Below are 23,982 nucleotides of genomic sequence, written 5' to 3' on the forward strand. Positions count from 1 at the left end.
AAATCCCTTCGATAGGTTGATGCCAGAGTATAACGATGCGCGGCGCCGGAATAGCCAGGCAATGAACCGTGTTCATTGCCTGGCGCGGTGTCTACCTTATTCCTGGCTTTCGCCACGCTCGCGGGCAATGGCGCGGTAGCCAATGTCCTTGCGATAGAAACAACCTTCCCAGTCAATCGTTGCCGCCAGCTTGTAGGCCTGCTGCTGTGCAGCGTCGACGCTGGCACCCATGGCTGTGGCGCACAACACACGACCACCGGCGGTCACTACCTGACTGTCCTTGAGCGCCGTACCGGCGTGGAAAACCTTGCCTTCCAGTGCGGCGGCAGCATCCAGACCCTTTATGGCTGTGCCCTTGGCATAGTCACCAGGATAGCCGCCAGCGGCCAGAACGATGCCAACGCTCGGACGTGGATCCCATTGCGCTTCCACTTTATCCAGCGCCTGGGCCAGGGCGGCTTCAACCAGCAACACCAGGCTCGACTGCAGGCGCAGCATCACCGGTTGGGTTTCAGGGTCACCGAAACGGCAGTTGAATTCGATGACTTTTGGGTTACCAGCCTTGTCGATCATCAGGCCGGCGTACAGGAAGCCAGTGTAGACGTTGCCTTCTTCGGCCATGCCGCGCACGGTCGGCCAGATCACCAGGTCCATGACGCGCTTGTGCACGTCGGCGGTGACCACTGGCGCCGGGGAGTAAGCACCCATGCCGCCGGTGTTCGGACCGGTGTCGCCGTCGCCGACGCGTTTGTGGTCCTGGCTGGTGGCCATCGGCAGCACGTTCTTGCCGTCGACCATGACGATGAAGCTGGCTTCTTCGCCGTCCAGGAACTCTTCGATGACCACGCGCGAACCTGCATCGCCAAAGGCATTGCCCGCCAGCATGTCGCGCACGGCGTCTTCGGCTTCGGCCAGGGTCATGGCGACGATCACGCCTTTGCCGGCGGCCAGACCGTCGGCCTTGATCACGATCGGGGCGCCTTTTTCACGCAGGTAGGCGAGGGCAGGCTCGATTTCGGTGAAGTTCTGGTAGTCGGCAGTCGGGATCTTGTGGCGAGCCAGGAAGTCCTTGGTGAAGGCTTTCGAACCTTCCAGCTGCGCAGCGCCAGCGGTCGGGCCGAAGCAATCCAGGCCGCGGCTGCGGAACAGGTCCACAACACCGGCAACCAGCGGCACTTCAGGGCCGACGATGGTCAGGGAAACGTTTTTCTCGGCAAAGTCTGCCAGTTGCTCAAGCGCCAGTACGTCGATGGCAACGTTCTCGCACTTGGCTTCGATGGCGGTACCAGCGTTGCCCGGCGCCACGAACACCTTCTGCACGCGCGGATCCTGAGCCACTTTCCAGGCCAGGGCGTGTTCACGGCCACCGCTGCCAATGATCAAAACATTCATTTCAAAAACCTCGGATGACGCTAATTCTTGATAGCACCGCTGGGATGCTCTTATGTGGGAGCGGGCTTGCTCGCGAAAGCGGTGTTTCAGTCACATCAATATTGAATGTGCCGCCGTCTTCGCGAGCAGGCTCGCTCCCACAGTTGATCGTGTACTTAGTGACGGAAGTGGCGCATGCCGGTGAACACCATCGCGATGCCGGCTTCGTCGGCCGCAGCAATCACTTCAGCATCACGCATCGAGCCGCCTGGCTGGATCACGGCAGTCACGCCCGCCTTGGCCGCATTGTCCAGACCGTCGCGGAACGGGAAGAATGCGTCGGAAGCCATCACCGAACCGGCTACCTGCAAGCCGGCATGTTCTGCCTTGATGGCAGCAATGCGCGCCGAGTTCACGCGGCTCATCTGGCCGGCGCCGACACCGATGGTCTGGCGATTCTTGGCGTAGACGATGGCGTTGGACTTCACGTACTTGGCAACTTTCCAGGCGAAGATCAGGTCGTTGATTTCCTGTTCGGTCGGTGCACGCTTGGTCACCACTTTCAGGTCGTCGGCGCCGATCATGCCGATGTCGCGGCTCTGCACCAGCAAGCCACCGTTGACGCGTTTGTAGTCCCAGGCAGCGGCGCGGTCAGCCGACCACTCGCCACAGGCCAGCAGGCGTACGTTGGCTTTGGCGGCGACAATGGCGCGGGCTTCTTCGCTGACGCTCGGAGCAATGATCACTTCGACGAACTGGCGCTCTACGATGGCCTTGGCGGTCTCGGCGTCCAGTTCGCGGTTGAAGGCGATGATGCCGCCGAAAGCGGATTCGGTGTCGGTGGCGTAGGCCAGATCGTAGGCCTTGCGGATGCCGCCTTCGGCGTCAGGGCTGACAGCGACGCCGCACGGGTTGGCGTGCTTGACGATCACGCAAGCCGGCTTGACGAAGCTCTTCACGCATTCCAGCGCGGCGTCGGTGTCGGCCACGTTGTTGTACGACAGTTCCTTGCCTTGCAGCTGGGTCGCGGTGGCGATGCCGACTTCGGCAGGCTTGGCTTCCACGTAGAACGCCGCGCTCTGGTGCGGGTTCTCGCCGTAGCGCATTTCCTGGGCCTTGATGAACTGGCTGTTGAAAGTGCGCGGGAATTCGCTGCGGCCTTCTGTGCTCAGGGTGTCGGCCGCCTGGTTCACGGTGCCCATGTAGTTGGCGATCATGCCGTCGTAGGCGGCGGTGTGTTCGAACGCCTTGAGCATCAGGTCGAAGCGCTGAGCGTAGGTCAGGCCGCCGGCCTTGAGGTTTTCAAGGACGCTGGCGTAATCGCTGGCATTGACCACGATCGCTACGTCTTTATGGTTTTTCGCGGCCGAACGAACCATGGTCGGGCCGCCGATGTCGATGTTCTCGATGGCGGTCGGCAGGTCGCAGCCTGGCTTGTTGATGGTGGCTTCGAACGGGTACAGGTTGACTGCGACCAGGTCGATCGGCTTGATGCCGTGTTCGTTCATGATCGCGTCGTCGATACCGCGACGACCGAGGATCCCGCCGTGGATTTTCGGGTGCAGGGTTTTCACCCGGCCGTCCATCATTTCGGCGAAACCGGTGTAATCCGCGACTTCCACTGCGGCAACGCCGTTGTCCTGCAGCAGCTTAAACGTCCCGCCGGTGGAGAGGATCTCGACGCCCAGGGCTTCAAGCTCCTTGGCGAATTCGAGGATCCCGGTCTTGTCGGAAACGCTGATCAAGGCGCGGCGGATCGGCAGGCGGGTAGTCTGGTCGGTCATCTCAATTTCCATCAAAAGCAAAGGAAGTCAGCAAAAAAGGCGACCGGTTTTACGCGGGCGCCTTTCTGGTTTGATTGAATGCTTACAGCAAATCGTACTGCTTGAGTTTCTTGCGCAGCGTGCCCCGGTTCAGTCCGAGCATCTCGCTGGCCTTGGTCTGGTTGCCCTTGACGTAGTTCATCACGCACTCGAGCAGGGGAGCCTCGACTTCGGAGAGCACCAGGTTGTACACATCAGTGACGGCAGCGCCCTCAAGGTGGGCGAAATAATTGTGCAGCGCCTTCTCGACACTCCCGCGAAGGGTCTGGCCCTCTTCGCTCGGTGTATTGAGGTGCTGTTTCAAATTCACGTTGTCGCTCACGGGTGTTGTTCCACTCACTAAAGTCTCGGTCATCATCGTCATGCGGCCACCCACTCTCCGTCCCCTGTCAGGCTCTTGTAACGCTCGGCGAAAAACGCCCGAACGTTGGCGCATTGTGTATCCGTACCATCCAAACGATTGAAGTGGGCGCGAAACTCCCTGGCGCCCGGCAGGGTTGCGAGATACCAGCCCACATGCTTTCGAGCAATGCGTACACCCATGACATCGCCATAGAAGGCGTGCAGGGCAGCCAGATGCTCTAGCAGGATGCGTTCCACCTCGATCAGTTCCAGCGCCGGGAGTTTCTCGCCGGTACGCAGGAAGTGGTCGATCTCGCGAAAAATCCATGGCCGCCCCTGGGCAGCCCGGCCAATCAACAAACCATCGGCACCGGTCGCGTCGAGCACGTACCGGGCTTTTTCCGGTGAATCGATATCGCCGTTGGCGAAGACCGGAATCGACACCGCCTGCTTGATCGCGGCAATGGTGTCGTACTCGGCAACACCTGTGTACAGGTCGGCACGGGTGCGGCCATGCACTGCCAGCGCCGTAATGCCTGCCTGCTCGGCGATCTTCGCCACCGTCAGGCCGTTCTTGTTGTCCCGGTCCCAGCCGGTCCGGATCTTCAGGGTAACCGGCACATCGACCGCAGCCACGACGGCCTGCAGGATCTCGGTTACCAGGGTTTCATCCTTCAGCAGTGCAGAACCGGCAGCCTTGTTGCAGACTTTCTTGGCCGGGCAGCCCATGTTGATATCAATAATCTGCGCGCCCATTTCAACGTTGGCACGGGCAGCGTCCGCCAGCATCTGCGCGTCCCCACCGGCGATCTGTACCGAGCGTGGCTCGGGATCACCTGTGTGGATCATGCGCATTCGCGACTTGCGGGTGTTCCACAAACTCATGTCGCTGGTGACCATTTCCGAGACGACCAGTCCCGCGCCCAAGCGCTTGCACAGCTGACGAAAGGGCTGGTCGGTGACACCCGCCATGGGGGCGAGAATCAAGCTGTTATGCAATGTGTATGGGCCGATGCGTACCGCCGACATAGGACTTCCCTGTTGTGGGGCCGGATCATGAGAGTTCGAAAAAGGGTGGGCATGATACCCGCTCTCGATGACTGGATAAAGGCTGAATTGAACAAAATCTGAACAGTTATTCTGTTATTCCCCGTGGTTTGGTTGGCCAGGGGGAGTCAGAAAGCCGACTTCAATCGGGGAGCGATGAAGCGTTTCACTCCGGAGAGTGGAAGCTCAGACTGTAGTTCACGGCCTTGGCGCCGGGGTCGAGAATGTCCAGGGCGATGTGGATCGGCGTCTGCGGAGGCATTTCCGCCATGCCTTCGAGATCGCCATTGAGGTACTCGCCGGGTTTGAAGCGGCGACTGGCGATCAGGTGGCCATTGAGGTCGGCGAAGCGCAGTTCCAGCAGCGGGAAGGGCTGGGAAAAGGTTGCGCGGTTATAGATGATCGCATCGACCACCAGCGCGCCATTGAATTCAGGATGGCTGCGCACCACCAGGTTGCTGCTTTTGATTTTTGCAATGTCGACTTTGGAGGGCACCGTGCAGCCGATTTGCGGGCACAGTTGCTGGAACCACGGGCGATATTGATCCTGTCTCGCCAGTTCGTCGAAATGGTAGGCGATGTACTGGCCGGCGAGCGCGCCAGCGGCAATCAGCACCAGCAGCAACCACAACAGCCGTCGGCCCCAGGGCGAGCGGCGTTTTTGCCAGTCCAGTTGCAGCGGGTCGTCGGTCAGGTCTTGCAGCACTTCGGCACGCGGGCCCGTCTCGCTGCGTTCGCGTCGCTTGCGCAGCGGTTCGATCGAGGGCAGGTTGTCGTCGATTTCGTTCTCGTCGGCAGCCGACAGGCGTTCGTGGTGCAGCGGCGCATCGAGTGGGTCATGCAAGCGCAACTGGGGTGGCTGCAGTTCGTCGTCGAGATCGACCGGTTCCAGGGACAGCGAAGGTTCGGTGCGCGAGACTTTGCCCGGTTCAACCGTCGGCTCTGGCGATTCAAGGTGGTCTGACGGTTCGTTGACTTGCGCGCGATCGGCCGCCGACTCACTGAACAGGCTGTCGGACCAGGGCTCCTCGTCATCCTGCCCGGCGCTGTCGCGACGGGCGCTCAGCGAGTCGTCGCGATGGCGGCCGAGCTCGGTGGCTGGCTGGATTTCCCGCTGTTCGAGCCGGGCGAGTTCTTCGTCGAGGTCGAGACTGTCCAGGTCCAGTTCATTCGCGCTCCATTGCTTTTGGCTGATGGCGCGCGGTGCCGATGGCTCGAGCGGTTCGGTAGGCTGCACAGGCGGTAACGGCGCCGCTACCGGTGGTTCCTTGCCGGCCTGCTCAAGCAATTGCCTGGCGGCATTGAACACCTGCAAGCAAGAGCCGCAGCGAACCACGCCACGAGCCACGCTCAATTGGGCATGGCTGACGCGGAAGCTGGTTTGGCAATGCGGGCACTGAGTGACGAAGCTATCGGTCATGCGGCGTTCCGGATTATGCAGGCGGCCATTCTAGCGCCGACGGCCAGTGATGCGCACCCAGCCATCGCGATTGGCGATCGGGTCCAGATCGAAGTCCTTGGCGTAGGCGGCAGCGACTTCGTCACCCTGTTCGGCGAGGATGCCCGACAGCGCCAGGCGACCGCCCGACTTGACCAGGCCGGACAGCTGCGGCGCCAGGGAAACCAGCGGGCCGGCGAGAATGTTGGCCACCAGCACGTCGGCCTGCACCTGCGGCAGGTCCTGCGGCAGGTACAGCGGGAACAGGTGTTCGGCGATGTTGTTGCGCCCGGCGTTGTCGCGGGAGGCTTCCAGCGCCTGCACGTCGATGTCGGTGCCCACGGCTTCCCTGGCGCCCAGCAACAGCGCGGCGATCGCCAGGATCCCCGAGCCGCAGCCGAAGTCCAGCACGTTGCAGTCTTTCAGGTCCTGACCGTCGAGCCATTCCAGGCACAGTGCGGTGGTCGGGTGGGTCCCGGTGCCGAACGCCAGGCCCGGATCAAGCAACAGGTTCACTGCGTCAGGTTCCGGCGCGGCGTGCCAGCTCGGCACGATCCACAGGCGCTGGCCGAAGCGCATTGGCTGGAATCCGTCCATCCAGCTGCGTTCCCAATCCTGGTCTTCGATGACTTCGCTGTGGTGTTCAGGCAGCGGGCTGCCGGTCAGCAGCTCCAGGTGGGCCAGTACCGGGCCGGGCTCGGTGCCACCTTCGAACAGGGCCAGCAGGTGCGTGTGCGACCACAGCGGCGTGGTATTGAGTTCCGGCTCGAAGATCGGCTGGTCTTCGGCGTCCATGAAGGTCACCGACACGGCGCCCACTTCAAGGAAAGCGTCTTCATAGGTTTCGGCTTGTTCTGGGCTGATGGCGAGACGTACTTGCAGCCAAGGCATGGCGGGCACCTTTGAAAAATGTTGATTGCAGCCAGGCGGGCTGCGAGAAGGACGCAAGTTTACGCGAGAGCGGGGCTTTTGTGGGAGTCCGCTGTGCCTGTGGGAGCGGGCTTGCTCGCGAATGCGTACTGTCTGTCACATTGATGTTGGATGTGCCGACGTCTTCGCGGGCAAGCCCGCTCCCACAGGGATTGTGCAAAGCCACCTATCTGATGAAATGTCCAGATACAACAAAGCCGCCCAGAGGCGGCTTTGTCATGTGCCAGCTAAAGCTTAGTGCTTCTCGCCAGCCAGCTTGTGCTCGAGGTAGTGAATGTTCACGCCCCCTTTGCAGAAGCCTTCATCGCGGGTCAGGTCGCGGTGCAACGGGATGTTGGTCTTGATCCCGTCAACCACGATCTCGTCCAGCGCATTGCGCATGCGCGCCATGGCTTCGTCACGGGTTGCGCCGTAGGTGATCAGCTTGCCGATCAACGAATCGTAGTTCGGCGGAACGGCATAACCACTGTACAGGTGCGAGTCGACGCGAACGCCGTTGCCGCCTGGAGCGTGGAAATGCTTGACCGTGCCAGGGCTCGGCATAAAGGTTTTCGGGTCTTCGGCGTTGATCCGGCATTCCAGCGCGTGACCGCGGATGACCACGTCATCCTGGGTGAACGACAGCTTGTTGCCGGCGGCGATGCTGAGCATCTCCTTGACGATGTCGATGCCGGTGACCATTTCCGAAACCGGGTGCTCTACCTGGACACGAGTGTTCATCTCGATGAAGTAGAAACGACCGTTTTCGTACAGGAACTCGAAAGTGCCTGCGCCACGGTAGCCGATGTCGATGCACGCCTTGACGCAGCGTGCGAGTACTTCCTGGCGTGCGTCTTCGTCAATGCCCGGTGCCGGCGCTTCTTCAAGAACCTTCTGGTGACGACGTTGCAGCGAGCAATCGCGGTCGCCCAGATGGATAGCCTGGCCCTGGCCATCGGAAAGAACCTGGACTTCCACGTGGCGTGGGTTGGTCAGGAATTTTTCCAGATAGACCATCGGGTTGCCGAACGCTGCGCCCGCTTCGGAGCGGGTCAGTTTCGCCGAGGAAATCAGGTCTTCTTCCTTGTGCACAACGCGCATGCCGCGACCACCGCCGCCGCCAGCGGCCTTGATGATCACCGGGTAACCCACTTCGCGACCAATGCGCAGAGCGGTTTCTTCGTCTTCCGGCAGCGGGCCGTCAGAACCCGGAACGGTCGGTACGCCAGCTGCGATCATGGCGTGCTTGGCCGATACCTTGTCGCCCATCAGGCGAATGGTTTCGGCTTTCGGGCCAATGAACGCGAAGCCGGATTTCTCGACCTGTTCGGCGAAGTCGGCGTTTTCCGCAAGGAAGCCGTAGCCCGGGTGAATGGCGGTGGCGCCAGTCACTTCGGCTGCGGCAATGATTGCCGGAATGTGCAGGTAGGAGTGGGCGGCCGATGCCGGACCGATGCAGACGGATTCGTCTGCCAGGCCCAGGTGCATCAGTTCCTTGTCAGCCTTGGAGTAAACGGCGACGGTCTTGATGCCCATCTCTTTGCAGGCGCGCAGGATCCGCAGGGCGATCTCACCGCGGTTGGCGATCAGAACTTTTTCCAACTTCGCAGTCATCAAAGGCTCTCCGCGGTTCAAACGATGGTGAACAGCGGTTGGTCGTACTCAACCGGCTGGCCGTCTTCGACGAGGATGGATTCGATCACACCGCTGGTTTCAGCTTCGATGTGGTTCATCATCTTCATGGCTTCAACGATGCACAGGGTGTCGCCTTTCTTCACGGTCTGGCCGACTTCAACGAAGGACGGCGAGGTTGGCGAAGACTTGCGGTAGAACGTACCGACCATCGGCGAACGGGCAACGGTGCCGTTCAGCGCTGGTGCGGCGGCGGCAGCAGGAGCAGCGGCAACCGGAGCAGCGGCAGCGGCAGCGGCAGCGGCAGCGACAGGCGCGGCAGCCGGAGCAGGCATTGGAGCCGGCGCGTAGTACTGCTGAGCCGGGGTCTTGCTATGACGGCTGATGCGTACGGACTCTTCGCCTTCCTTGATCTCGAGCTCGTCGATGCCGGACTCTTCCAGCAATTCGATTAGTTTCTTAACTTTACGGATATCCATGAATCATCAACTCCCAAGGGTCGGTCAGGGGCGGTTAACTTGTTGTTCAAGCTGTTCCAGGGCGGCCTCCAGGGCCAGTCGATAACCGCTGGCGCCAAGGCCGCAGATCACTCCCACCGCTACGTCGGAGAAGTAAGAGTGATGGCGGAAAGGTTCGCGTTTGTGCACGTTAGACAAATGCACTTCGATGAATGGGATGCTCACCGCCAGCAGCGCGTCACGTAATGCGACACTTGTATGTGTAAAAGCTGCCGGGTTGATCAAAATGAAGTCCACGCCTTCGCTGCGGGCAGCGTGAATACGGTCGATCAATTCGTACTCGGCATTGCTTTGCAGGTGCAGCAGATGGTGACCGGCTTCGCGGGCACGGCGTTCCAGGTCCTGGTTGATCTGCGCCAGCGTCGTGGCGCCGTAGGTGCCCGGTTCACGAGTGCCGAGCAAGTTCAGGTTGGGTCCGTGCAGAACCAGTAGGGTCGCCATCGGCTGTTCCTTTATTTTTCGTGAGCAATTGTCAGAACCCGGCGACTATGCCGCAAAGTCTTTGTGACTGTCCAGTTCTCTGCAATAGGCAGCACGATGACCGATGTTTGCGCGAAATATATGACTGCTTGATTAAATGCGGTCATTCGCCCTGGTAACACGTTCGGCGAAGTCCCTGGCGTTGATCTCGCCGATCACCCGCACATCGGCGCGTTCGACGCCGTCCTTGCCGAAAAACATCAGGGCCGGGGGGCCGAACAACTGGTAGCGGTCGAGCAAGGCGCGTTGCTCGGCGTTGCTGGCGGTGATGTCGAAGCGGATCAGCCGGTAACCCTTCAGGCGTTCGATGACGACAGGGTCGTCCAGCACCTCACGCTCGATGACTTTGCAACTGATGCACCAGTCGGCATACCAGTCGAGCAGCAGCGGTGTGCCGGAGGAGCGTGCGTCGGTGAGTGCGCGGTCCAGATCGGCCGGCGTGCTGACGGTTTGCCAGGCGCTGGTGTTTTGCGCGGCGCCGCCGTTGGCAACGATACGTGGCTGGCCTATCGGGTTGAACGGGTCGGCCTGGCCGCTGAACGCGCCGTACCAGCAGGCCAGCGCGTAAAACACCAGGAACATGCCTAGCAACTGTCCGAGGCGTTTGCGTGGTGGTTTATAGACGAATTCCAGCGCCCCCATGAACAGGCCGACACCGCCGGCCAGCAAACCGATCAGCAGCAAGGTGACCTGGCCCGGCAGGACGCGACTGAGCAGGCCGACGGCCAACCCGAGCAATAGCACGCCAATCGCGTTTTTCACGTAGACCAGCCAAGGACCGCTTTTTGGCAACCAGGCTGCGCCACCGGTGGCCACCAGCAACAGCGGTGCCCCCATGCCGAGGCCAAGCATGAACAGTTTCAGGCTGCCGCCCAGCGCATCGCCACTGGCGCTGATGTACAGCAACGCGCCGGCCAATGGTGCCGAAACACAGGGTGAAACCAGCAAGCTGGAGACCACGCCCAACACCGCGGCGCCCCACAGTGACCCGCCTTCGGTGCGGCCGGCGATGCGGTCCAGGCGACTGCTGATGGCCTGCGGCAGCTTAAGTTCGAAGACGCCGAACATCGCCAGCGCGAACAGCGCAAAAAACATCGCAAAAGGCACTAGCACCCAGGCCGATTGCAGCCGCGCCTGCAGATTGAGCTGGGCACCGAACAGGCCCATCAGCGCGCCGAGCAGGGCAAAGCAAGCGGCCATCGGCAGCACATAGGCCAGTGACAGATTGAAACCACGCCAGCCGCCGACCTGGCCGCGCAGCACCACCCCGGACAGGATCGGCAGCATGGGCAGCACGCAGGGTGTGAACGTCAGGCCCAGGCCCGCGAGGAAAAACAATGCCAGTTCGCGCCAGCTCCATTGAGATGCCGTCGTCGTCGCCGCGCCGCTGCCATCGATGCTCAGGCGCTCGGTCTCTGGCGGATAGCACAGGCCTTTGTCGGCGCAACCCTGATACGTCACGGCCAGGGTGAAGGCCCGCTGATCGGTGCGCGGTAGTTCGACGTCGAGAATGCCGTGGTAGACCTCGACGTCGCCGAAGTACTCGTCGTGCTTTTTCTGGCCATCGGGCAGTTTCGCCGCACCGAGCACGACTTCGGCCGGATCGGCGCGAAACTGGAAGCGGTGACGGTAGAGGTAATAGCCGTCAGTGGCGACGAAGCGCAGCTTGATCGATTGCGGCGTGCTTTCTACCAGGCTCAACTTGAAGGCTTCGCGCACGGGCAGGAAGTCGGCGCTGTTGTTGATCGAGCCCAAGGTCGAGCTTGGACGATTTTCCAGCAAGCCGGTGGCGCTGGCCGGCAGGGCGAATACTAAAAGCAGCAGGCAGAGCAAACGGCGCATGACAATCTCGCGTATCGGAATAGGGGGGATGATAGCGGACAGCGGCGGGGTGTGCAGGCTGGGAATCTGTGGTGATTGATCTGGCGCCTTCGCGAGCAAGCCCGCTCCCACAGGGGGGGGCGTCGTGCACAAATCAAATGTGGGAGCGGGCTTGCCCGCGATGGCGGCCTATCAGACGCGGAAGGCTTGAACGGCGGTGTGCAATCGCCCACCCAGCACCAGCAGGTTCTCCCCTTGCTCACGGCCTTCGCCAATGCGCAGCAAGTTATCCCCACCCAACTGATGAATCCGCTCGCTGTGATCACGAATCTCGCTGACCGCGCCGCTTTGCTGGGCGGTGACATCGGCGATGCGCACCGCCGTGTCGGAAATGGTCTGGATCGCCCCGACGATTTTATCCAGCGCGCCGTCGGCGGCCTGGGCCTGGCTGGCCGTGGCTTCGGCGTGTTCGACCTGGGCACGCATGCCTTCCACCGACTGCCGCGCGGCGGTTTGCAGTCCGGCGATCAGCGTCTGGATTTCTGCCGTGGCCCCGGCGGTACGTTGCGCCAGTGAGCGCACCTCTTCCGCCACTACGGCAAAGCCGCGGCCCATTTCCCCGGCCCGGGCCGCCTCGATGGCAGCGTTCAAGGCTAACAGGTTGGTCTGGTCGGCGATCGAGCGGATCACCGTCAACACGCCGCCGATGGTGGCCGACTCCTCGGCCAGGTGTTCGATCATTTGCGCATTGCCTTGCACTTCATCCACCAGCGCATGCAGGCCGGTGAGGCTCAGGCCGATGACTTTCTGTCCGTGCTCCACGGCCAGGCCGGCGTGGCGGCTGGCGTCGGCGGCCTGGCTGGCATCACCGGCGACTTGCTGAATGGTCGCTTCCAGTTCGCTGAGAGAGTCGCGGATCAGCGCCGTGTCGCCGGCCTGATGTTCTGCTCCGTCATGCAAATCATTGCTCAGGTCGGCCAGGGTGCGGCTGCTGCCGGCCACTTGCTCTGCATTGAGGCGGATGGTCCCTACCAGGTCCACCAGATAAGCGCGCAGGCGGTTGAGCGAGGCTTCAATGTCATGCAGTTCGCGGTTGGTGTTGCCCAGTTGAATGTCGCGGCTGAAGTCACCTTCGGCCCAGGTCGACAGGGCCGGGGCGAGGTTGGTCAGGGTCCGGGCCAGTTTGCGTTGCAAGGTGTCGATCAGCAGCGCGATCAACAGGATCAAGCCGATCATCACGCCTTGCATCAGCCGTACTTCACCCTGGATCTGCCCGTGCTGGGCGCGTACCACCGGTTCCAGTCCGGCAATGGCCTGTTGCACGTCGGCGATTTTCAGGTGAGTCGCGGTACTGAGGTCAGCGCGTTTGCCGATTTGATCGCGGGTACGTGCGAGCTCGGCCGGGTAGCGGGTAAGCAGGCTGTTGAGTTCACGCTTTAGGCCGACGCCGGCATCTTCGGCGACGGTTTTTTCCTGGTTCTCAAGGCCCATCATCGCGGCGAAATCATCGGTGTTCGATTCGCTGCTGGAGGTCACCCCCAGCAAGGGCAGGGCATCGAGTTTTTCTGCCTGGGTGCGGATGTTGGTCACTTCGCGTTCGACGTCGGCGGCCAGTTCGCTGCGGCCGCTACTGACCAGTTTGTCCCGCGCCAGGGACAACTTGCCCAGGTGCTGCGATGCGATGAGCAGCGGCGTCAGATAGGCGGCATTGCCACTGGCGTAATGGCTGAGCTGATCGAGACTGGCACCCAGCTCCCGTTCGGCCTGCAGCAGCAGGGCCTGCGGATCGCCGGCCAGTTTGCCGGCTGCCAGCAGGTCGGTTTTGCTGAACTCTTCAAGGGTCGACAGGCTCGGGCGCAAGGTCTCGGCCAGGGCGGGTGGCAATTCGCCGAGTTGTTTTTGCAGGCTGTCGATGCCTTGGGCGGCACTGCTCAGGCGCAGGGCATCGCCGCTGCCAAGGTAATCCTCGACGCTGCGGGCGACTTCATTCTGAAACTGCTGCGACAGGCCCAGGTAGCGCTCCATTAATAGATACGGACGCTCAAGGGCTTTTTGCGACCACCACAGCGTGGCGCCGAGGGCCACGCACACGGCCACCAAAAGGAGGGTATTGAGATTGGTCAGCAGCTTCAGGCGCATTAAGGACTACCAACGGCAGAAATGGTAAGCGCCTGAAGTTATTGCGTTTCTGTTACAGGGTTATGACCGTGTCGGTCGATTCCGATGAAAAAGTGGCACTTTGCTTTTATGTGCGGGCGGCCTGCACGCGATTGCGTCCGCCGCCCTTGGCGCGGTACAGCGCCTCGTCTGCCAGGCTGGCCATCATCAGGCTGTCAGAGCTTTCGCATAACTCCACCACCCCGGCGCTGAAGGTGCACCACAGGTCCTGGGGTTGAGCGGGGTAGTGAATCTCGGCAAAACGCTGGCGGATTTCATCTAGCACGTTGTAGGCCGCTTCGATATCGGTGTCCGGCATGACGATGGCGAATTCTTCGCCACCGTAGCGGCCGATGAAGTCGGTTTTGCGCAGGCGTTGCTTGAGAAACAGCGCCAGGCTCTTGATCACCCGGTCGCCCATGGGGTGGCCGTGGCTGTCGTTGACCCGTTTGAAATGGTCGATGTCGAGCATGGCAAAGCTCAGTGGCTTGTTCTCGCGACGGGCGCGGAACGAGCAGTCTTCGAGCAATTGCAGGATGTGCGTGTGGTTGTACAGGCCGGTGAGGCTGTCGCGGACCATCCGTGCCTTGAGGTTGCGGGCCCTTGCTGCGCGGTTGCGCACGGTAGTGATCAGGTGCCGGGGCTTGATCGGTTTGGTCAGGAAGTCATCGCCGCCCTCGCTCATGGCGTCGAGTTGCTTGTCCAGGTCGTCTTCGGCCGACAGGTAAATGATCGGCACGCTGACATAACGGTCGTTGTGACGGATCACCTTGGCCAGTTCCGTACCGGTGCAGGCCGGCATGTACATGTCGAGGATGATCAGGTCTGGCTGGAAGTCCGCCAGTTCGGCCATGGCCTGGATCGGCTCGATCAACGTCCGGGTGACGATTCCGGCACTGTTGAGCAGGCGCTCGGTGTGCAGGGCCTGGGCGCGGGAGTCGTCGATGATCAACACTTTATAAGGTTCGTACTGGGCGACGCAGGTCAGGACTTCGATTTTCTCCAGCAGGCTCGACGCTTCGAGAGTGCCGGTGAGGAATTCCTGGCCGCCGGCACGCACGGCGGCGAGGCGGGTCGGTGTGTCGGTTTCGTGCAGGCTGAAGAACAGCAGCGGCAAGCGATGGTCCAGGCCTTCCTGGGCTTCGGCAGCCAGCTTCAGGCCGACACCGGGGCCGCTGAAGTCCACGTCCATGACAATCGCCGCCGGCAAGCGCTCGACCATCGACGAACGAAACGCGTCTACGCTGTCCAGGGACTGGGCGCTGAGCCCGAAGAATTCCAGTTGTTTGGCCAGGCGCTCGGCGCGGTCGTGATCCTGCAGCATTATATAGATGGGCTTGCGCAGTGGCGGCAGGAAGGTTTGATCGAGTTGGTCGCCATGGCGCAGGCCGGTGCGTGACAGGCGCTGCATCAAGCGGTTGAGGTCGGTGATCAGACCGCTGCTCAGGCGTCCGCGGTTGGCGTCGACCGCCTCCAGGGATTGACCGATATGACGCGCCAGTTGCGTGTGTTCCGTTTGCTCGAAGCGCTCGGCGAAACGTAGCAGGCGCAGATTGGCCTCGCTGAGTTCCGACAGGTCGGCGGTGGACCACTCGCTGCGTTGCAGGCGCTGCCATATCTCAAGAATCTGACGAGCCTGATGAATTACCCGCTGGGCAAAGTGGTGCTTGAGGCGCTCACGGCTGGGGTCTTCTGGCTCGGTCATATCCTGACTACTAGTTAGGGTGCACACTGAGGTCGACTGGTGGCTCTATGCTAGCATCACTTTCCCATTACATGAGTGCTGTACGTCAATAATCTGCAATGCGACCTCATTCAGTTTGTGACCGATCAGTCTGGTTTGGGCCTTTAAAGTTGCGGTGTGCGGGGGTGAAGCGCTTTATTCAGGGCACTTGGTGGACGTGGGGCGGCAATTGAAGTGTGACTGGCATTTGGAGATTCATGATTTTCCAGCCTCTGCGCAGTGGCCCTTTTTTTCGGTTTCGGGGGGTAGGGGATTCCCTTAGGCGGTAGTTCAGAGCATTGGTCGGATTTTGAAGGTCGTAGCGTCGTCGGGAGACCAGGAACACTTTTCATCCACAAGCCCGGTAATTTCCCCCATTGATGCAATGGCGGGTGCCGGGCCAAGGCACGTTGTTGTATGGTTGTGGTCGAACCGTTGAACTCAAGAGATTGAAAGGATATCGCCATGCTGGACTGGAAGAACCGCACAGGCAGTGCGCCTGAACGTACTGCTGAACCGAAGTCGGAGGCCCGCAGTTACCTGGGCGGTCTGTTGTTCAGCCGGGCGCTGGCCACTCTGCTGGGTATCTACCTGTTGGTGGCGAGTGTCCTGGGCTGGTACTGGAGCCAGGAGCCGGCGCTCTTCCCGGTCCAGCAAACCGCACAACTGGCGGCCGAGAAAGAAGGCAAGCAGATGGTCGTCGGCTACACCACGGTGGAAACCCTCAAGACCGTCGCCGGCACCTTGCTGACCAAGCCGGGCGGCTATATATCCAACGACCGTTTCCCGCCAGGCCTGTGGATGGACAACATGCCGAGCTGGGAATATGGCGTGCTGGTGCAGGTCCGCGACCTGAGCCGGGCGTTGCGCAAAGATTTCGCCCGTTCGCAGTCGCAGTCCGCCGAAGACGCCGACCTGGCCAAGGCCGAGCCGCGTTTCAACTTCGACAACAAGAGTTGGGTGCTGCCGTCCAGTGAGTCGGAGTATCAGGAAGGCATCAACTCCCTGAGCCGCTATCAGGCGCGTCTGTCCGATCCGAGCCAGAAGAGCGCGCTGTTCTATGCCCGTGCCGACAACCTGAACAACTGGCTGGGTGACGTCGGCACTCGTTTGGGTTCGCTGTCGCAACGGCTGTCGGCCAGCGTTGGCCGGGTCAAGCTCAACACTGCGCTGAAGACCGAGGTAGTGACACCGGGTGTGGCGCCGCAAGTCGACGAGGAAATCGTCGAAACTCCATGGCTGCAGATCGACAACGTGTTCTACGAAGCCCGCGGCCAGGCCTGGGCGCTGTCGCACCTGTTGCGCGCCATCGAAGTCGACTTCGCCGATGTGCTGGCCAAGAAAAACGCCACGGTCAGCGTGCGCCAGATCATTCGTGAGCTGGAGGCCTCGCAGGAGCCGGTATGGAGCCCGATGATCCTTAACGGCAGTGGCTTCGGCGTACTGGCCAACCACTCGCTGGTCATGGCCAACTACATTTCCCGGGCCAACGCCGCGGTGATCGATTTGCGTCAACTGCTCAATCAGGGCTGAGTCATGGTCGAAAACACCAGGGAGGCCGCACACCGTGCGGCTTCCGATGCCGAACAGATCGCCTGGGTCGACGAGCAGGACAACCTGCTCGGCGCCCTGGTCCGTTCCGATTTGCGCGAGCGCGGGCTGATCGGGCGCGGTACCTACATCATGTTGTTCAATTCCGCTGGCGAGCTATGCGTGCATCGCCGCACCCTGAGCAAGGCGATCTATCCCGGTTACTGGGACGTGGCAGCGGGGGGCATGGTGCTCGCCACTGAGACCTACGCCGAATCGGCGGCCCGGGAACTGGAAGAGGAGCTGGGCGTGAGTGGCGTGGAGCTGACCGCCCATGACCATTTCTTCTTCGAGGACACTGGCAATCGCCTGTGGTGCTCGGCGTTCTCGGCGGTGTGGGACGGCCCGTTGACCCTGCAACCGGAAGAGGTACTCGAAGCACGCTTTATTTCCATCGATCAGGTCATGCTGGAGATCGCGGAAAAGCCTTACTGCCCGGACTCTCTGGCGGCGTTGAAGCGCTATCTGAAGGCTCAATAAAGCAACGTCGCAAAACAACTATAAATTGGCGCCGATTGGCTCTTAGCAATCGGCGTTTTTGCCGTTACACTGCGCGACCTTTTTAAACTGAACCGGTATTGCTGGTTGTTGCTGTAGGAGCGAGCCTGCTCGCGATGGACGTCAACGATTACGCGGGCATCCAGAATGAACGCGTCGCCTTTGAGTTCATCGCGAGCAAGCTCGCTCCCACAGTGAAGTGAATGTTGTACCGTTTCAGTAGCGCTGCCCCTGCCTGAGTGGGGCTTCGCGGTCGATAGCACTTCCCAAGTGCTGCGACCAGTCTTTGTCCTCCGAAGAGGATTGCCGGTGGCCAAAAAAGCCGCATCCTTCGCCGCCTTGGGCGGCCTGGTATTTTCCACCGACGCAGGTCGTCATTGCCCGGAATGCAGTAAACCGGTGGACGCCTGCATCTGCAAACAGACCGTTATCCCGGCCGGCGACGGCATTGCGCGCGTGCGTCGCGAAAGCAAGGGCCGTGGCGGCAAGACGGTGACCACCATCACCGGCGTGCCATTGGCTGAAGATGCGCTCAAGGAACTGGCCACGACGTTGAAGAAGCGTTGCGGTACCGGTGGGGCGTTGAAAGACGGTGTCATCGAAATCCAGGGCGATCATGTCGAGCTACTCTTGGCAGAACTGATCAAGCTCGGTTTCAAGGCGAAGAAGTCCGGCGGCTAGCAGCCTCTGTGAAAACCACCCTCGGCTTGATCCGGTCCTGATGGCATTCAGGCCTGGCGCCGTCCACATGGTTTTCACAGAGCCTGTTCATGACCGGTTTCTAAACTCACTGCGGTCGGCGGGGTCTATTGCCTCGTTGACGAACCGTCATTTTCATTCTTTAGACTGCGCCGGCCTGAATCCAGGCGACGCACTATGACTTCTTTATAGGGGACTTCGATGTCCGTACGACGCACACGCAAAGACGATGGCAGCCAATGGACAGTTGCGGACAGCCGCAGTGTTTACGGGATTCGCCATTGGGGGGCCGGGTATTTCGCGATCAATGACGCCGGTCGCGTCGAAGTTCGTCCGAACGGTCCGAGCAGCTCGCCTATCGACCTGTTCGAGCAAGTCGACCAGCTGCGCAAAAGCGGCCTGTCCTTGCCGTTGCTGGTCCGTTTCCCGGACATTCTGCAAGACCGCGTGCGTCAGCTGACCGGCGCGTTCGATGCCAACATCGAGCGTCTGGAATACCAGAGCAAGTACACCGCGCTGTATCCGATCAAGGTGAACCAGCAGGAAGCGGTGATCGAAAACATCATCGCCACCCAGAACGTTTCCATCGGTCTGGAAGCCGGGTCCAAGCCCGAACTGCTGGCGGTGCTGGCACTGGCGCCGAAGGGCGGCACCATCGTCTGCAACGGTTACAAGGACCGTGAGTTCATCCGCCTGGCGCTGATGGGCCAGAAGCTCGGCCACAACGTGTTCATCGTGATCGAGAAAGAATCCGAAGTCGGCCTGGTGATCGAAGAAGCGACCTCGCTCAAGGTCAAGCCTCAGGTCGGCCTGCGCGTGCGCCTGTCATCCCTGGCGTCGAGCAAGTGGGCAGACACTGGCGGCGAGAAATCCAAGTTCGGCCTGTCGGCGGCGCAACTGCTGTCGGTGGTCGAGCGTTTCCGCGCGGCCGGCCTGGACCAGGGCATTCGCCTGCTGCACTTCCACATGGGCTCGCAGATCGCCAACCTGGCGGACTACCAGCACGGCTTCAAGGAAGCGATCCGCTACTACGGCGAGTTGCGCAACCTCGGCCTGCCGGTGGACCACATCGATGTCGGTGGCGGCCTGGGCGTGGACTACGATGGCACGCACTCGCGTAACGCCAGTTCGATCAACTACGACATGGACGATTACGCCGGTGTCGTGGTCGGGATGCTCAAGGAGTTCTGCGATGCGCAGAGCCTGCCGCACCCGAACATCTTCTCCGAAAGCGGCCGTTCCCTGACCGCGCACCACGCCATGCTGGTGATCCAGGTGACCGACGTCGAGAAACACAACGACGACGTGCCACAGATCGAGAACAAGGAAGCGCTGCCGGAAACCGTGCAGTGGCTGGTGGACCTTCTGGGTCCGACCGACATCGAGATGGTCACCGAAACCTACTGGCGCGCCACGCACTACATGAGCGATGTTGCCTCACAGTACGCCGACGGCAAGCTGACCCTGGCCGAGAAAGCCCTGGCCGAGCAATGCTACTTCGCCGTGTGCCGCCGCCTGCACAACTCGCTGAAGGCGCGCCAGCGTTCCCACCGTCAGGTGCTGGACGAACTCAACGACAAACTGGCCGACAAGTACATCTGCAACTTCTCGGTGTTCCAGAGCCTGCCGGATACCTGGGCCATCGATCAGGTCCTGCCGATCATCCCGCTGCACCGCCTCGACGAAGAGCCGTTGCGTCGTGCGGTGCTGCAAGACCTGACCTGTGACTCCGACGGCAAGATCAACCAGTACGTCGACGAGCAAAGCATCGAAACCAGTTTGCCGGTGCACGCGTTGAAGGAAGGTGAGGACTACTTGCTGGGTGTGTTCCTGGTCGGTGCCTACCAGGAAATTCTTGGCGACATGCACAACCTGTTCGGTGACACCGACTCGGTGAACATCTACCAGAACGCCGACGGCAGCGTGTACCACGCCGGTATCGAAACCCACGACACCATCGAAGACATGCTGCGTTACGTGCACTTGTCGCCGGAGGAGTTGATGACTCACTACCGCGACAAGTGCGCCAGTGCCCGCATCAGTGCAACCGAGCGCACGCAGTTCCTCGATGCCTTGCGTCTGGGGCTGACCCGTTCGTCTTACCTGTCTTCCTGAGGTAAGTTACACGCTCACCAGGTTGTCTGAAATTTTTCCTTTTGCCTCGGAAATTTCAGATGACCTGGTGCGGCAATTCTCCGATTCCATGGGAAATTACCTGCGTTTCGACTATCCAGCGCATTTGGTCTTCTTTTCGCGTAGGTTATTTCCTAAGTTGTACTTCGGCACTCTACTCGGCCATGTCTCTCAGCGAGAATCCCCGGCCGCCCCTCCCGTAGAGAAACGCCGATGTTCAATCCAGTCAGCGAACCGTTATTTCGTCTGGATGTTGCAGGTTTGCCCGACTCCCTTGAGGTCCTGGCCTTTACCGGTAGAGAAGCCATCAGCGAGCCGTTCGTGTTCGACCTGGAGCTGCTGATCGATGACCCGGTGCTTGACCTTGCCAGTTTGCTGTACCGTCCGGCCTCCTTGCATTTCGGGCCAGCCGGAAACCATGTGCATGGACAATTGCATGAACTCGTCCAGCGTGATCATGCCTCGGGGCCCCGACTCTGCCAGGTGCGCCTGGGATCAGGACTGGCTTGTCTGGCCCAGCGCTTCAGCCAACGAATCTTCAGTGCCCGTTCGGTGCCGCAAATCCTCGATCAGGTGCTCAAGGAGCACGGCATTACCGGTAAAGATCGGCGCCTGGCGCTGAGCGGCGACCACCCGCCCCGGGATTTCTGCACGCAATATCGAGAGTCGGACCTGCAGTTTCTCCAGCGACTGTGCGCCCAGGAAGGCCTGCATTACCACTTCGAAAACCGGGTCGGGGGGGGCTGCGTGGTGTTCAGCGACGATCACCAGCATTTTCGAACCGGTGAGCCTGCGGTAATGCGCAGCGAGGGTGATCGGCCGGCAGTGCGGCAGCTCGAACACCAGCGTAGCGCTGCGACAGCGGCGCAATGTGTCGAATGCCGGACAGACCTGGCGACCCTGCGCAGCGGTCGGGTGATGCCGCTGTCCGGTCATCCGGTTGCCGATTGCAATCGGCTCTGGCTGGTGACCCACGTTGAACATTGGGGCAGCCAGGATACGGCGACGCCGTACTACAACCAGGCCCGCGCCCTGCAATGGCCGGCCCGCTTCGAGCCGCCCTGCGCAACGAGCAAACCTCAGATGCACAGCCTGCAGCGGGCGTGGGTCGTCGAGGTCGATGAGCAAGGCCCCGACCCGGCAAGGCCGGTACCGGTGCAATTCGACTGGCTTTACCAGGGCGAAGGGGCAGCGCCCAGTCACTGTTGGCTGCCATTGGCCGGGCCGTTGCAGGCCGAGACGTACTCGCCATTGCGCGAAGGAACCGAGCTGGTCGTGAGTTTTGTCGAAGGTGATCCCGATCAGCCGCAGATAACCGGGGTGTTGCATGCGCCGGAAACGATCGAGGAGATGAGCGCGGACACTCCCCAGGTCATCTGTACCCCTGATGAGGGCCTGGAGCAATGGTTGCACTCGGCAGAACCGCTGCTGATGCTGTGCCTGCTGCCCGGCGGTGGCAGTTTCAATCATTGCGCACAGGCGTTGTGCACCTGTCGTCTGGCGACGCAGCTTGGCCAGAGCTCTGGAGCATGATCGTCACACGCACGACCGAGGCGCCCCCGCAGTGGTTGTTGCTGGATGTGCCGGGCACGCCGCAGGCGGGTGTCACGCTTCGGCAGATGTTTGCACAAGCCCGGTGGTATGGGTTGTTCGAAAGGACGGAGTGGCATGCGCTGCGAGAGCAGGGGCCGGTCCTGGTCGATCTGCGCACCTGCCCGGCACTGGCCGATCTGTGCATTGTCGACGGCCAACGCTGGCCCGGATTGCTGATGGTCAGCGAGGCCGGCGCTGCGTCGTTGCTGGCGCATTTACGGCGCATGCTCACGGTTACGCTTGGCTTGCACCGGGCCCTTTTGAACTACTACAACCCGATCACGGCCAGCTATTTTTTCGATGCTTGCGATGCCGCTGAACTAAGTCGCTGGCTAGGGCCCATCCAGCAGTTGCGTTGGTTCGGCGGCAGTTGGGCAGATCGCGCGACGGGATGCGAGGGTTGGCAGCGCTTGTCCAACCCCGGGCTGCCAGTCAGCCCGTTGGCCGTCGAGGAAAGTCTCAGTGCCGGGCAACAGGGAAAACTGCAAACCTGCCTGCTCGAACAACATGCCTGGCGCTGGAACCGATCCACCGGGGCCGATTTCTCCCGCCTGTGGGCCCATGTGCAGGAAGGACTGGTGCTGGGCTTCAGCGAGCGCCCGGTACTTGATGGCTGGATATGGCTACGTTTGCAGTATCCCGACGCCGTGCCCGTGCAGCCATTGCCGGGCAGGACTCAGCAGGAGCGCCTCGATAGCCTGCGCCACCGGTGGCAGAACGACCAACCCTGGCCATGAGCTCGACCCGCTCAGTGAGTGCTGCCGGCAAACCAGCCATCGTGACGGCGCAGGCGCCAGGCGATCACGCCGAGGGTCAGGCTGCGCAGCAGCATGAACAGCAAAAAGGTTATCCACAGGCCATGGTTGCCCCAGCCTTGCAGTGCCCAGCCGAAAGGCAGCACCAGCACCACGGTCAGCAGCATGCCGTTGCGCATTTCCCTGGCGCGGGTGGCGCCGATGAAAAGGCCGTCGAGCAGGTAGCTCCAGACGGCAATCAGCGGCAATACGGCGAGGTAGGGCAGGTAGATGAACGCGGTGTCGCGCACACTTTGAATGTCGGTCTGCATCTCGATGAACAAATGCCCGACGAACAGAAACAGCGCGGCAAAGCCCAGGCTCGCCAACAACGACCAGCCGCCCGCCACCACCAATGAACGACGCAGGGCATCGCGATCGCGGGCGCCGAGGGCGTGCCCGCACAGCGCTTCCACGGCGTGGGCCAGGCCATCGAGGGCGTGGGCTGTCAGCAGCAAACCGTTGAGCAGCAGGGCATTGGCCGCGACCGTGGCGTCGCCCAGCCGCGTGCCCTGCACCGTGATCAGGAAAAACACCGATTGCAGCGCCAGGCTACGGATGAAGATGTCGCGGTTGACCGCCAGCAATGGCCGCCAACTCTGCCACAGCGCCAATGCCGCCCAGACGATATGCCCGGGATAGGCACGCAGGGCCTTGCGGGTCATCAGCAAGCCGATCAGCGCCCCCGTCCATTCGGCAATCACCGAGGCCCGGGCGGCACCGACCACGCCCCATTCGAGGCCGAGGACGAACCACAGGTTCAGGGCGATATTGACCAGGTTGGTACTCAGCAAAATCGCCAGCGGCGCCCGGGCATTCTGGGTGCCGAGAAACCAGCCGACCAGTGCATAACTGGCCAGCGCCGCGGGCAGTCCGAACAGGCGAGTGTGGAAAAACTCGCGGGTCAGTTGATCGAGCTCCGCCGACGGTTGCATGAAGTGCAGCGCCACTGTGCTCAACGGCACGCCCACAGCACCCAGGACCAAGGCCAGGCCGAAGGCGAGCAACAGGCCTTGCAACAGAATCTGCCGCAAGGCCGCGCCATCCCCACGCCCGGCCGCCTGGGCGGCGAACCCGGTGGAGCCCATGCGCAGAAAACCCATGGCCCAGGCAAGGAAGGTATACAGACTGGCCCCGACCGCGACGGCGCCGAGTTGATGGGCGTGGGGCAGGTGACCGATGACGGTGCTGTCGACCAGTGCCACCAGCGGTACGGAAATGTTCGAAAGAATCATCGGCGCGGCAAGTGCCCAGACCCGGCGATGGGTAGGGCGGTCGCGCCAGTCGGCGGTCAGGTCGGACATGCAGGCTCCTTGGGGGAGCAGGCATTGTAGCGGCACATTCAGAGCATGCCGTGTTCAATTGTGGGAGCGGCGGTGCGGCGATCCGACTTGCTCGCGAAAGCGGTCGTCCA

Annotated in this window: 19 protein-coding genes; 6 read left to right on the forward strand and 13 right to left on the reverse strand. The window is 61.5% G+C overall.

From position 1 onward, the window contains the following. Positions 1–96: 96 nt before the first annotated feature. From purD to gcbA, 12 genes are all read right to left on the reverse strand, one after another. On the reverse strand, positions 97–1,392 hold the full coding sequence (gene purD / locus PPUTUW4_RS02770; RefSeq protein WP_015093299.1) for a phosphoribosylamine--glycine ligase: 1,296 nt from the start codon (positions 1,390–1,392) through the stop codon (positions 97–99). Positions 1,393–1,547: 155 nt separating this feature from the next. Then, complete coding sequence (gene purH, locus PPUTUW4_RS02775) at positions 1,548–3,155, reverse strand: bifunctional phosphoribosylaminoimidazolecarboxamide formyltransferase/IMP cyclohydrolase (RefSeq protein ID WP_015093300.1); 1,608 nt, start codon at positions 3,153–3,155, stop codon at positions 1,548–1,550. A gap of 82 nt (positions 3,156–3,237) precedes the next feature. Continuing rightward, positions 3,238–3,558, reverse strand: coding sequence for a DNA-binding transcriptional regulator Fis (fis, locus tag PPUTUW4_RS02780; RefSeq protein WP_015093301.1), 321 nt, complete (start codon positions 3,556–3,558; stop codon positions 3,238–3,240). Next, on the reverse strand, positions 3,555–4,565 hold the full coding sequence (gene dusB / locus PPUTUW4_RS02785) for a tRNA dihydrouridine synthase DusB (protein ID WP_015093302.1): 1,011 nt from the start codon (positions 4,563–4,565) through the stop codon (positions 3,555–3,557). The genes fis and dusB overlap by 4 nt, the downstream gene beginning before the upstream one ends. 184 nt (positions 4,566–4,749) lie before the next feature. Further along, the gene (locus tag PPUTUW4_RS02790; RefSeq protein WP_015093303.1) at positions 4,750–6,003 is read right to left on the reverse strand and encodes a DUF3426 domain-containing protein; all 1,254 of its coding nucleotides are present in this window, start codon (positions 6,001–6,003) and stop codon (positions 4,750–4,752) included. 30 nt (positions 6,004–6,033) lie between these two features. Further along, on the reverse strand, positions 6,034–6,912 hold the full coding sequence (gene prmA / locus PPUTUW4_RS02795) for a 50S ribosomal protein L11 methyltransferase (RefSeq protein ID WP_015093304.1): 879 nt from the start codon (positions 6,910–6,912) through the stop codon (positions 6,034–6,036). A 273-nt stretch (positions 6,913–7,185) separates the two neighbouring features. Beyond that, complete coding sequence (gene accC / locus PPUTUW4_RS02800; RefSeq protein WP_015093305.1) at positions 7,186–8,544, reverse strand: acetyl-CoA carboxylase biotin carboxylase subunit; 1,359 nt, start codon at positions 8,542–8,544, stop codon at positions 7,186–7,188. A gap of 17 nt (positions 8,545–8,561) precedes the next feature. After that, complete coding sequence (gene accB, locus PPUTUW4_RS02805) at positions 8,562–9,041, reverse strand: acetyl-CoA carboxylase biotin carboxyl carrier protein (protein WP_015093306.1); 480 nt, start codon at positions 9,039–9,041, stop codon at positions 8,562–8,564. Between the two features lie 24 nt (positions 9,042–9,065). Further along, positions 9,066–9,521, reverse strand: coding sequence for a type II 3-dehydroquinate dehydratase (gene aroQ, locus PPUTUW4_RS02810; protein WP_007971361.1), 456 nt, complete (start codon positions 9,519–9,521; stop codon positions 9,066–9,068). Positions 9,522–9,653: 132 nt separating this feature from the next. Beyond that, positions 9,654–11,402, reverse strand: coding sequence for a protein-disulfide reductase DsbD (locus PPUTUW4_RS02815; protein WP_015093307.1), 1,749 nt, complete (start codon positions 11,400–11,402; stop codon positions 9,654–9,656). A gap of 171 nt (positions 11,403–11,573) precedes the next feature. Further along, positions 11,574–13,520 (reverse strand): methyl-accepting chemotaxis protein, encoded by a 1,947-nt coding sequence (locus PPUTUW4_RS02820; protein ID WP_015093308.1) that lies wholly within the window; start codon positions 13,518–13,520, stop codon positions 11,574–11,576. A gap of 106 nt (positions 13,521–13,626) precedes the next feature. Then, positions 13,627–15,243 carry a diguanylate cyclase GcbA gene (gcbA, locus tag PPUTUW4_RS02825; protein WP_015093309.1) on the reverse strand — a complete coding sequence of 539 codons (1,617 nt, stop codon included), beginning with the start codon at positions 15,241–15,243 and terminating at the stop codon, positions 13,627–13,629. Between the two features lie 483 nt (positions 15,244–15,726). Here gcbA and PPUTUW4_RS02830 point away from each other — a divergent pair, with 483 nt between their 5' ends. The 6 genes from PPUTUW4_RS02830 (at position 15,727) to PPUTUW4_RS02855 (ending at position 22,511) form a co-directional block, all read left to right on the forward strand. Further along, entirely contained in the window at positions 15,727–16,794 is a 1,068-nt protein-coding gene (locus PPUTUW4_RS02830) for a DUF2333 family protein (RefSeq protein WP_015093310.1), read from the forward strand. 3 nt (positions 16,795–16,797) lie between these two features. After that, on the forward strand, positions 16,798–17,331 hold the full coding sequence (locus PPUTUW4_RS02835) for an NUDIX hydrolase (RefSeq protein WP_015093311.1): 534 nt from the start codon (positions 16,798–16,800) through the stop codon (positions 17,329–17,331). A 327-nt stretch (positions 17,332–17,658) separates the two neighbouring features. Further along, a complete protein-coding gene (locus PPUTUW4_RS02840) occupies positions 17,659–18,030 on the forward strand; it encodes a translation initiation factor Sui1 (protein ID WP_007991289.1) in 372 nt (123 codons plus the stop codon). Positions 18,031–18,249: 219 nt separating this feature from the next. Further along, a complete protein-coding gene (gene speA / locus PPUTUW4_RS02845; protein ID WP_015093312.1) occupies positions 18,250–20,163 on the forward strand; it encodes an arginine decarboxylase in 1,914 nt (637 codons plus the stop codon). Positions 20,164–20,394: 231 nt separating this feature from the next. Continuing rightward, positions 20,395–21,714 (forward strand): contractile injection system protein, VgrG/Pvc8 family, encoded by a 1,320-nt coding sequence (locus PPUTUW4_RS02850; RefSeq protein WP_015093313.1) that lies wholly within the window; start codon positions 20,395–20,397, stop codon positions 21,712–21,714. Next, positions 21,711–22,511 carry a DUF4123 domain-containing protein gene (locus tag PPUTUW4_RS02855; protein ID WP_015093314.1) on the forward strand — a complete coding sequence of 267 codons (801 nt, stop codon included), beginning with the start codon at positions 21,711–21,713 and terminating at the stop codon, positions 22,509–22,511. The genes PPUTUW4_RS02850 and PPUTUW4_RS02855 overlap by 4 nt, the downstream gene beginning before the upstream one ends. Before the next feature lie 11 nt (positions 22,512–22,522). Here the strand turns inward: PPUTUW4_RS02855 and PPUTUW4_RS02860 are convergent, their stop codons facing one another. After that, entirely contained in the window at positions 22,523–23,872 is a 1,350-nt protein-coding gene (locus PPUTUW4_RS02860; RefSeq protein ID WP_015093315.1) for an MATE family efflux transporter, read from the reverse strand. Positions 23,873–23,982: the final 110 nt, after the last annotated feature.

The organism is Pseudomonas sp. UW4, assembly GCF_000316175.1.
Classification (GTDB): domain Bacteria; phylum Pseudomonadota; class Gammaproteobacteria; order Pseudomonadales; family Pseudomonadaceae; genus Aquipseudomonas; species Aquipseudomonas laurylsulfatiphila.

Coding starts and splice junctions, on each gene's coding strand:
- purD (WP_015093299.1), bottom strand. CDS start 1,392: ATGAATGTTTTGATCATTGGCAGCGGTGGCCGTGAACACGCCCTGGCC.
- purH (WP_015093300.1), bottom strand. CDS start 3,155: ATGACCGACCAGACTACCCGCCTGCCGATCCGCCGCGCCTTGATCAGC.
- fis (WP_015093301.1), bottom strand. CDS start 3,558: ATGACGATGATGACCGAGACTTTAGTGAGTGGAACAACACCCGTGAGC.
- dusB (WP_015093302.1), bottom strand. CDS start 4,565: ATGTCGGCGGTACGCATCGGCCCATACACATTGCATAACAGCTTGATT.
- PPUTUW4_RS02790 (WP_015093303.1), bottom strand. CDS start 6,003: ATGACCGATAGCTTCGTCACTCAGTGCCCGCATTGCCAAACCAGCTTC.
- prmA (WP_015093304.1), bottom strand. CDS start 6,912: ATGCCTTGGCTGCAAGTACGTCTCGCCATCAGCCCAGAACAAGCCGAA.
- accC (WP_015093305.1), bottom strand. CDS start 8,544: ATGACTGCGAAGTTGGAAAAAGTTCTGATCGCCAACCGCGGTGAGATC.
- accB (WP_015093306.1), bottom strand. CDS start 9,041: ATGGATATCCGTAAAGTTAAGAAACTAATCGAATTGCTGGAAGAGTCC.
- aroQ (WP_007971361.1), bottom strand. CDS start 9,521: ATGGCGACCCTACTGGTTCTGCACGGACCCAACCTGAACTTGCTCGGC.
- PPUTUW4_RS02815 (WP_015093307.1), bottom strand. CDS start 11,402: ATGCGCCGTTTGCTCTGCCTGCTGCTTTTAGTATTCGCCCTGCCGGCC.
- PPUTUW4_RS02820 (WP_015093308.1), bottom strand. CDS start 13,520: ATGCGCCTGAAGCTGCTGACCAATCTCAATACCCTCCTTTTGGTGGCC.
- gcbA (WP_015093309.1), bottom strand. CDS start 15,243: ATGACCGAGCCAGAAGACCCCAGCCGTGAGCGCCTCAAGCACCACTTT.
- PPUTUW4_RS02830 (WP_015093310.1), top strand. CDS start 15,727: ATGCTGGACTGGAAGAACCGCACAGGCAGTGCGCCTGAACGTACTGCT.
- PPUTUW4_RS02835 (WP_015093311.1), top strand. CDS start 16,798: ATGGTCGAAAACACCAGGGAGGCCGCACACCGTGCGGCTTCCGATGCC.
- speA (WP_015093312.1), top strand. CDS start 18,250: ATGTCCGTACGACGCACACGCAAAGACGATGGCAGCCAATGGACAGTT.
- PPUTUW4_RS02850 (WP_015093313.1), top strand. CDS start 20,395: ATGTTCAATCCAGTCAGCGAACCGTTATTTCGTCTGGATGTTGCAGGT.
- PPUTUW4_RS02855 (WP_015093314.1), top strand. CDS start 21,711: ATGATCGTCACACGCACGACCGAGGCGCCCCCGCAGTGGTTGTTGCTG.
- PPUTUW4_RS02860 (WP_015093315.1), bottom strand. CDS start 23,872: ATGTCCGACCTGACCGCCGACTGGCGCGACCGCCCTACCCATCGCCGG.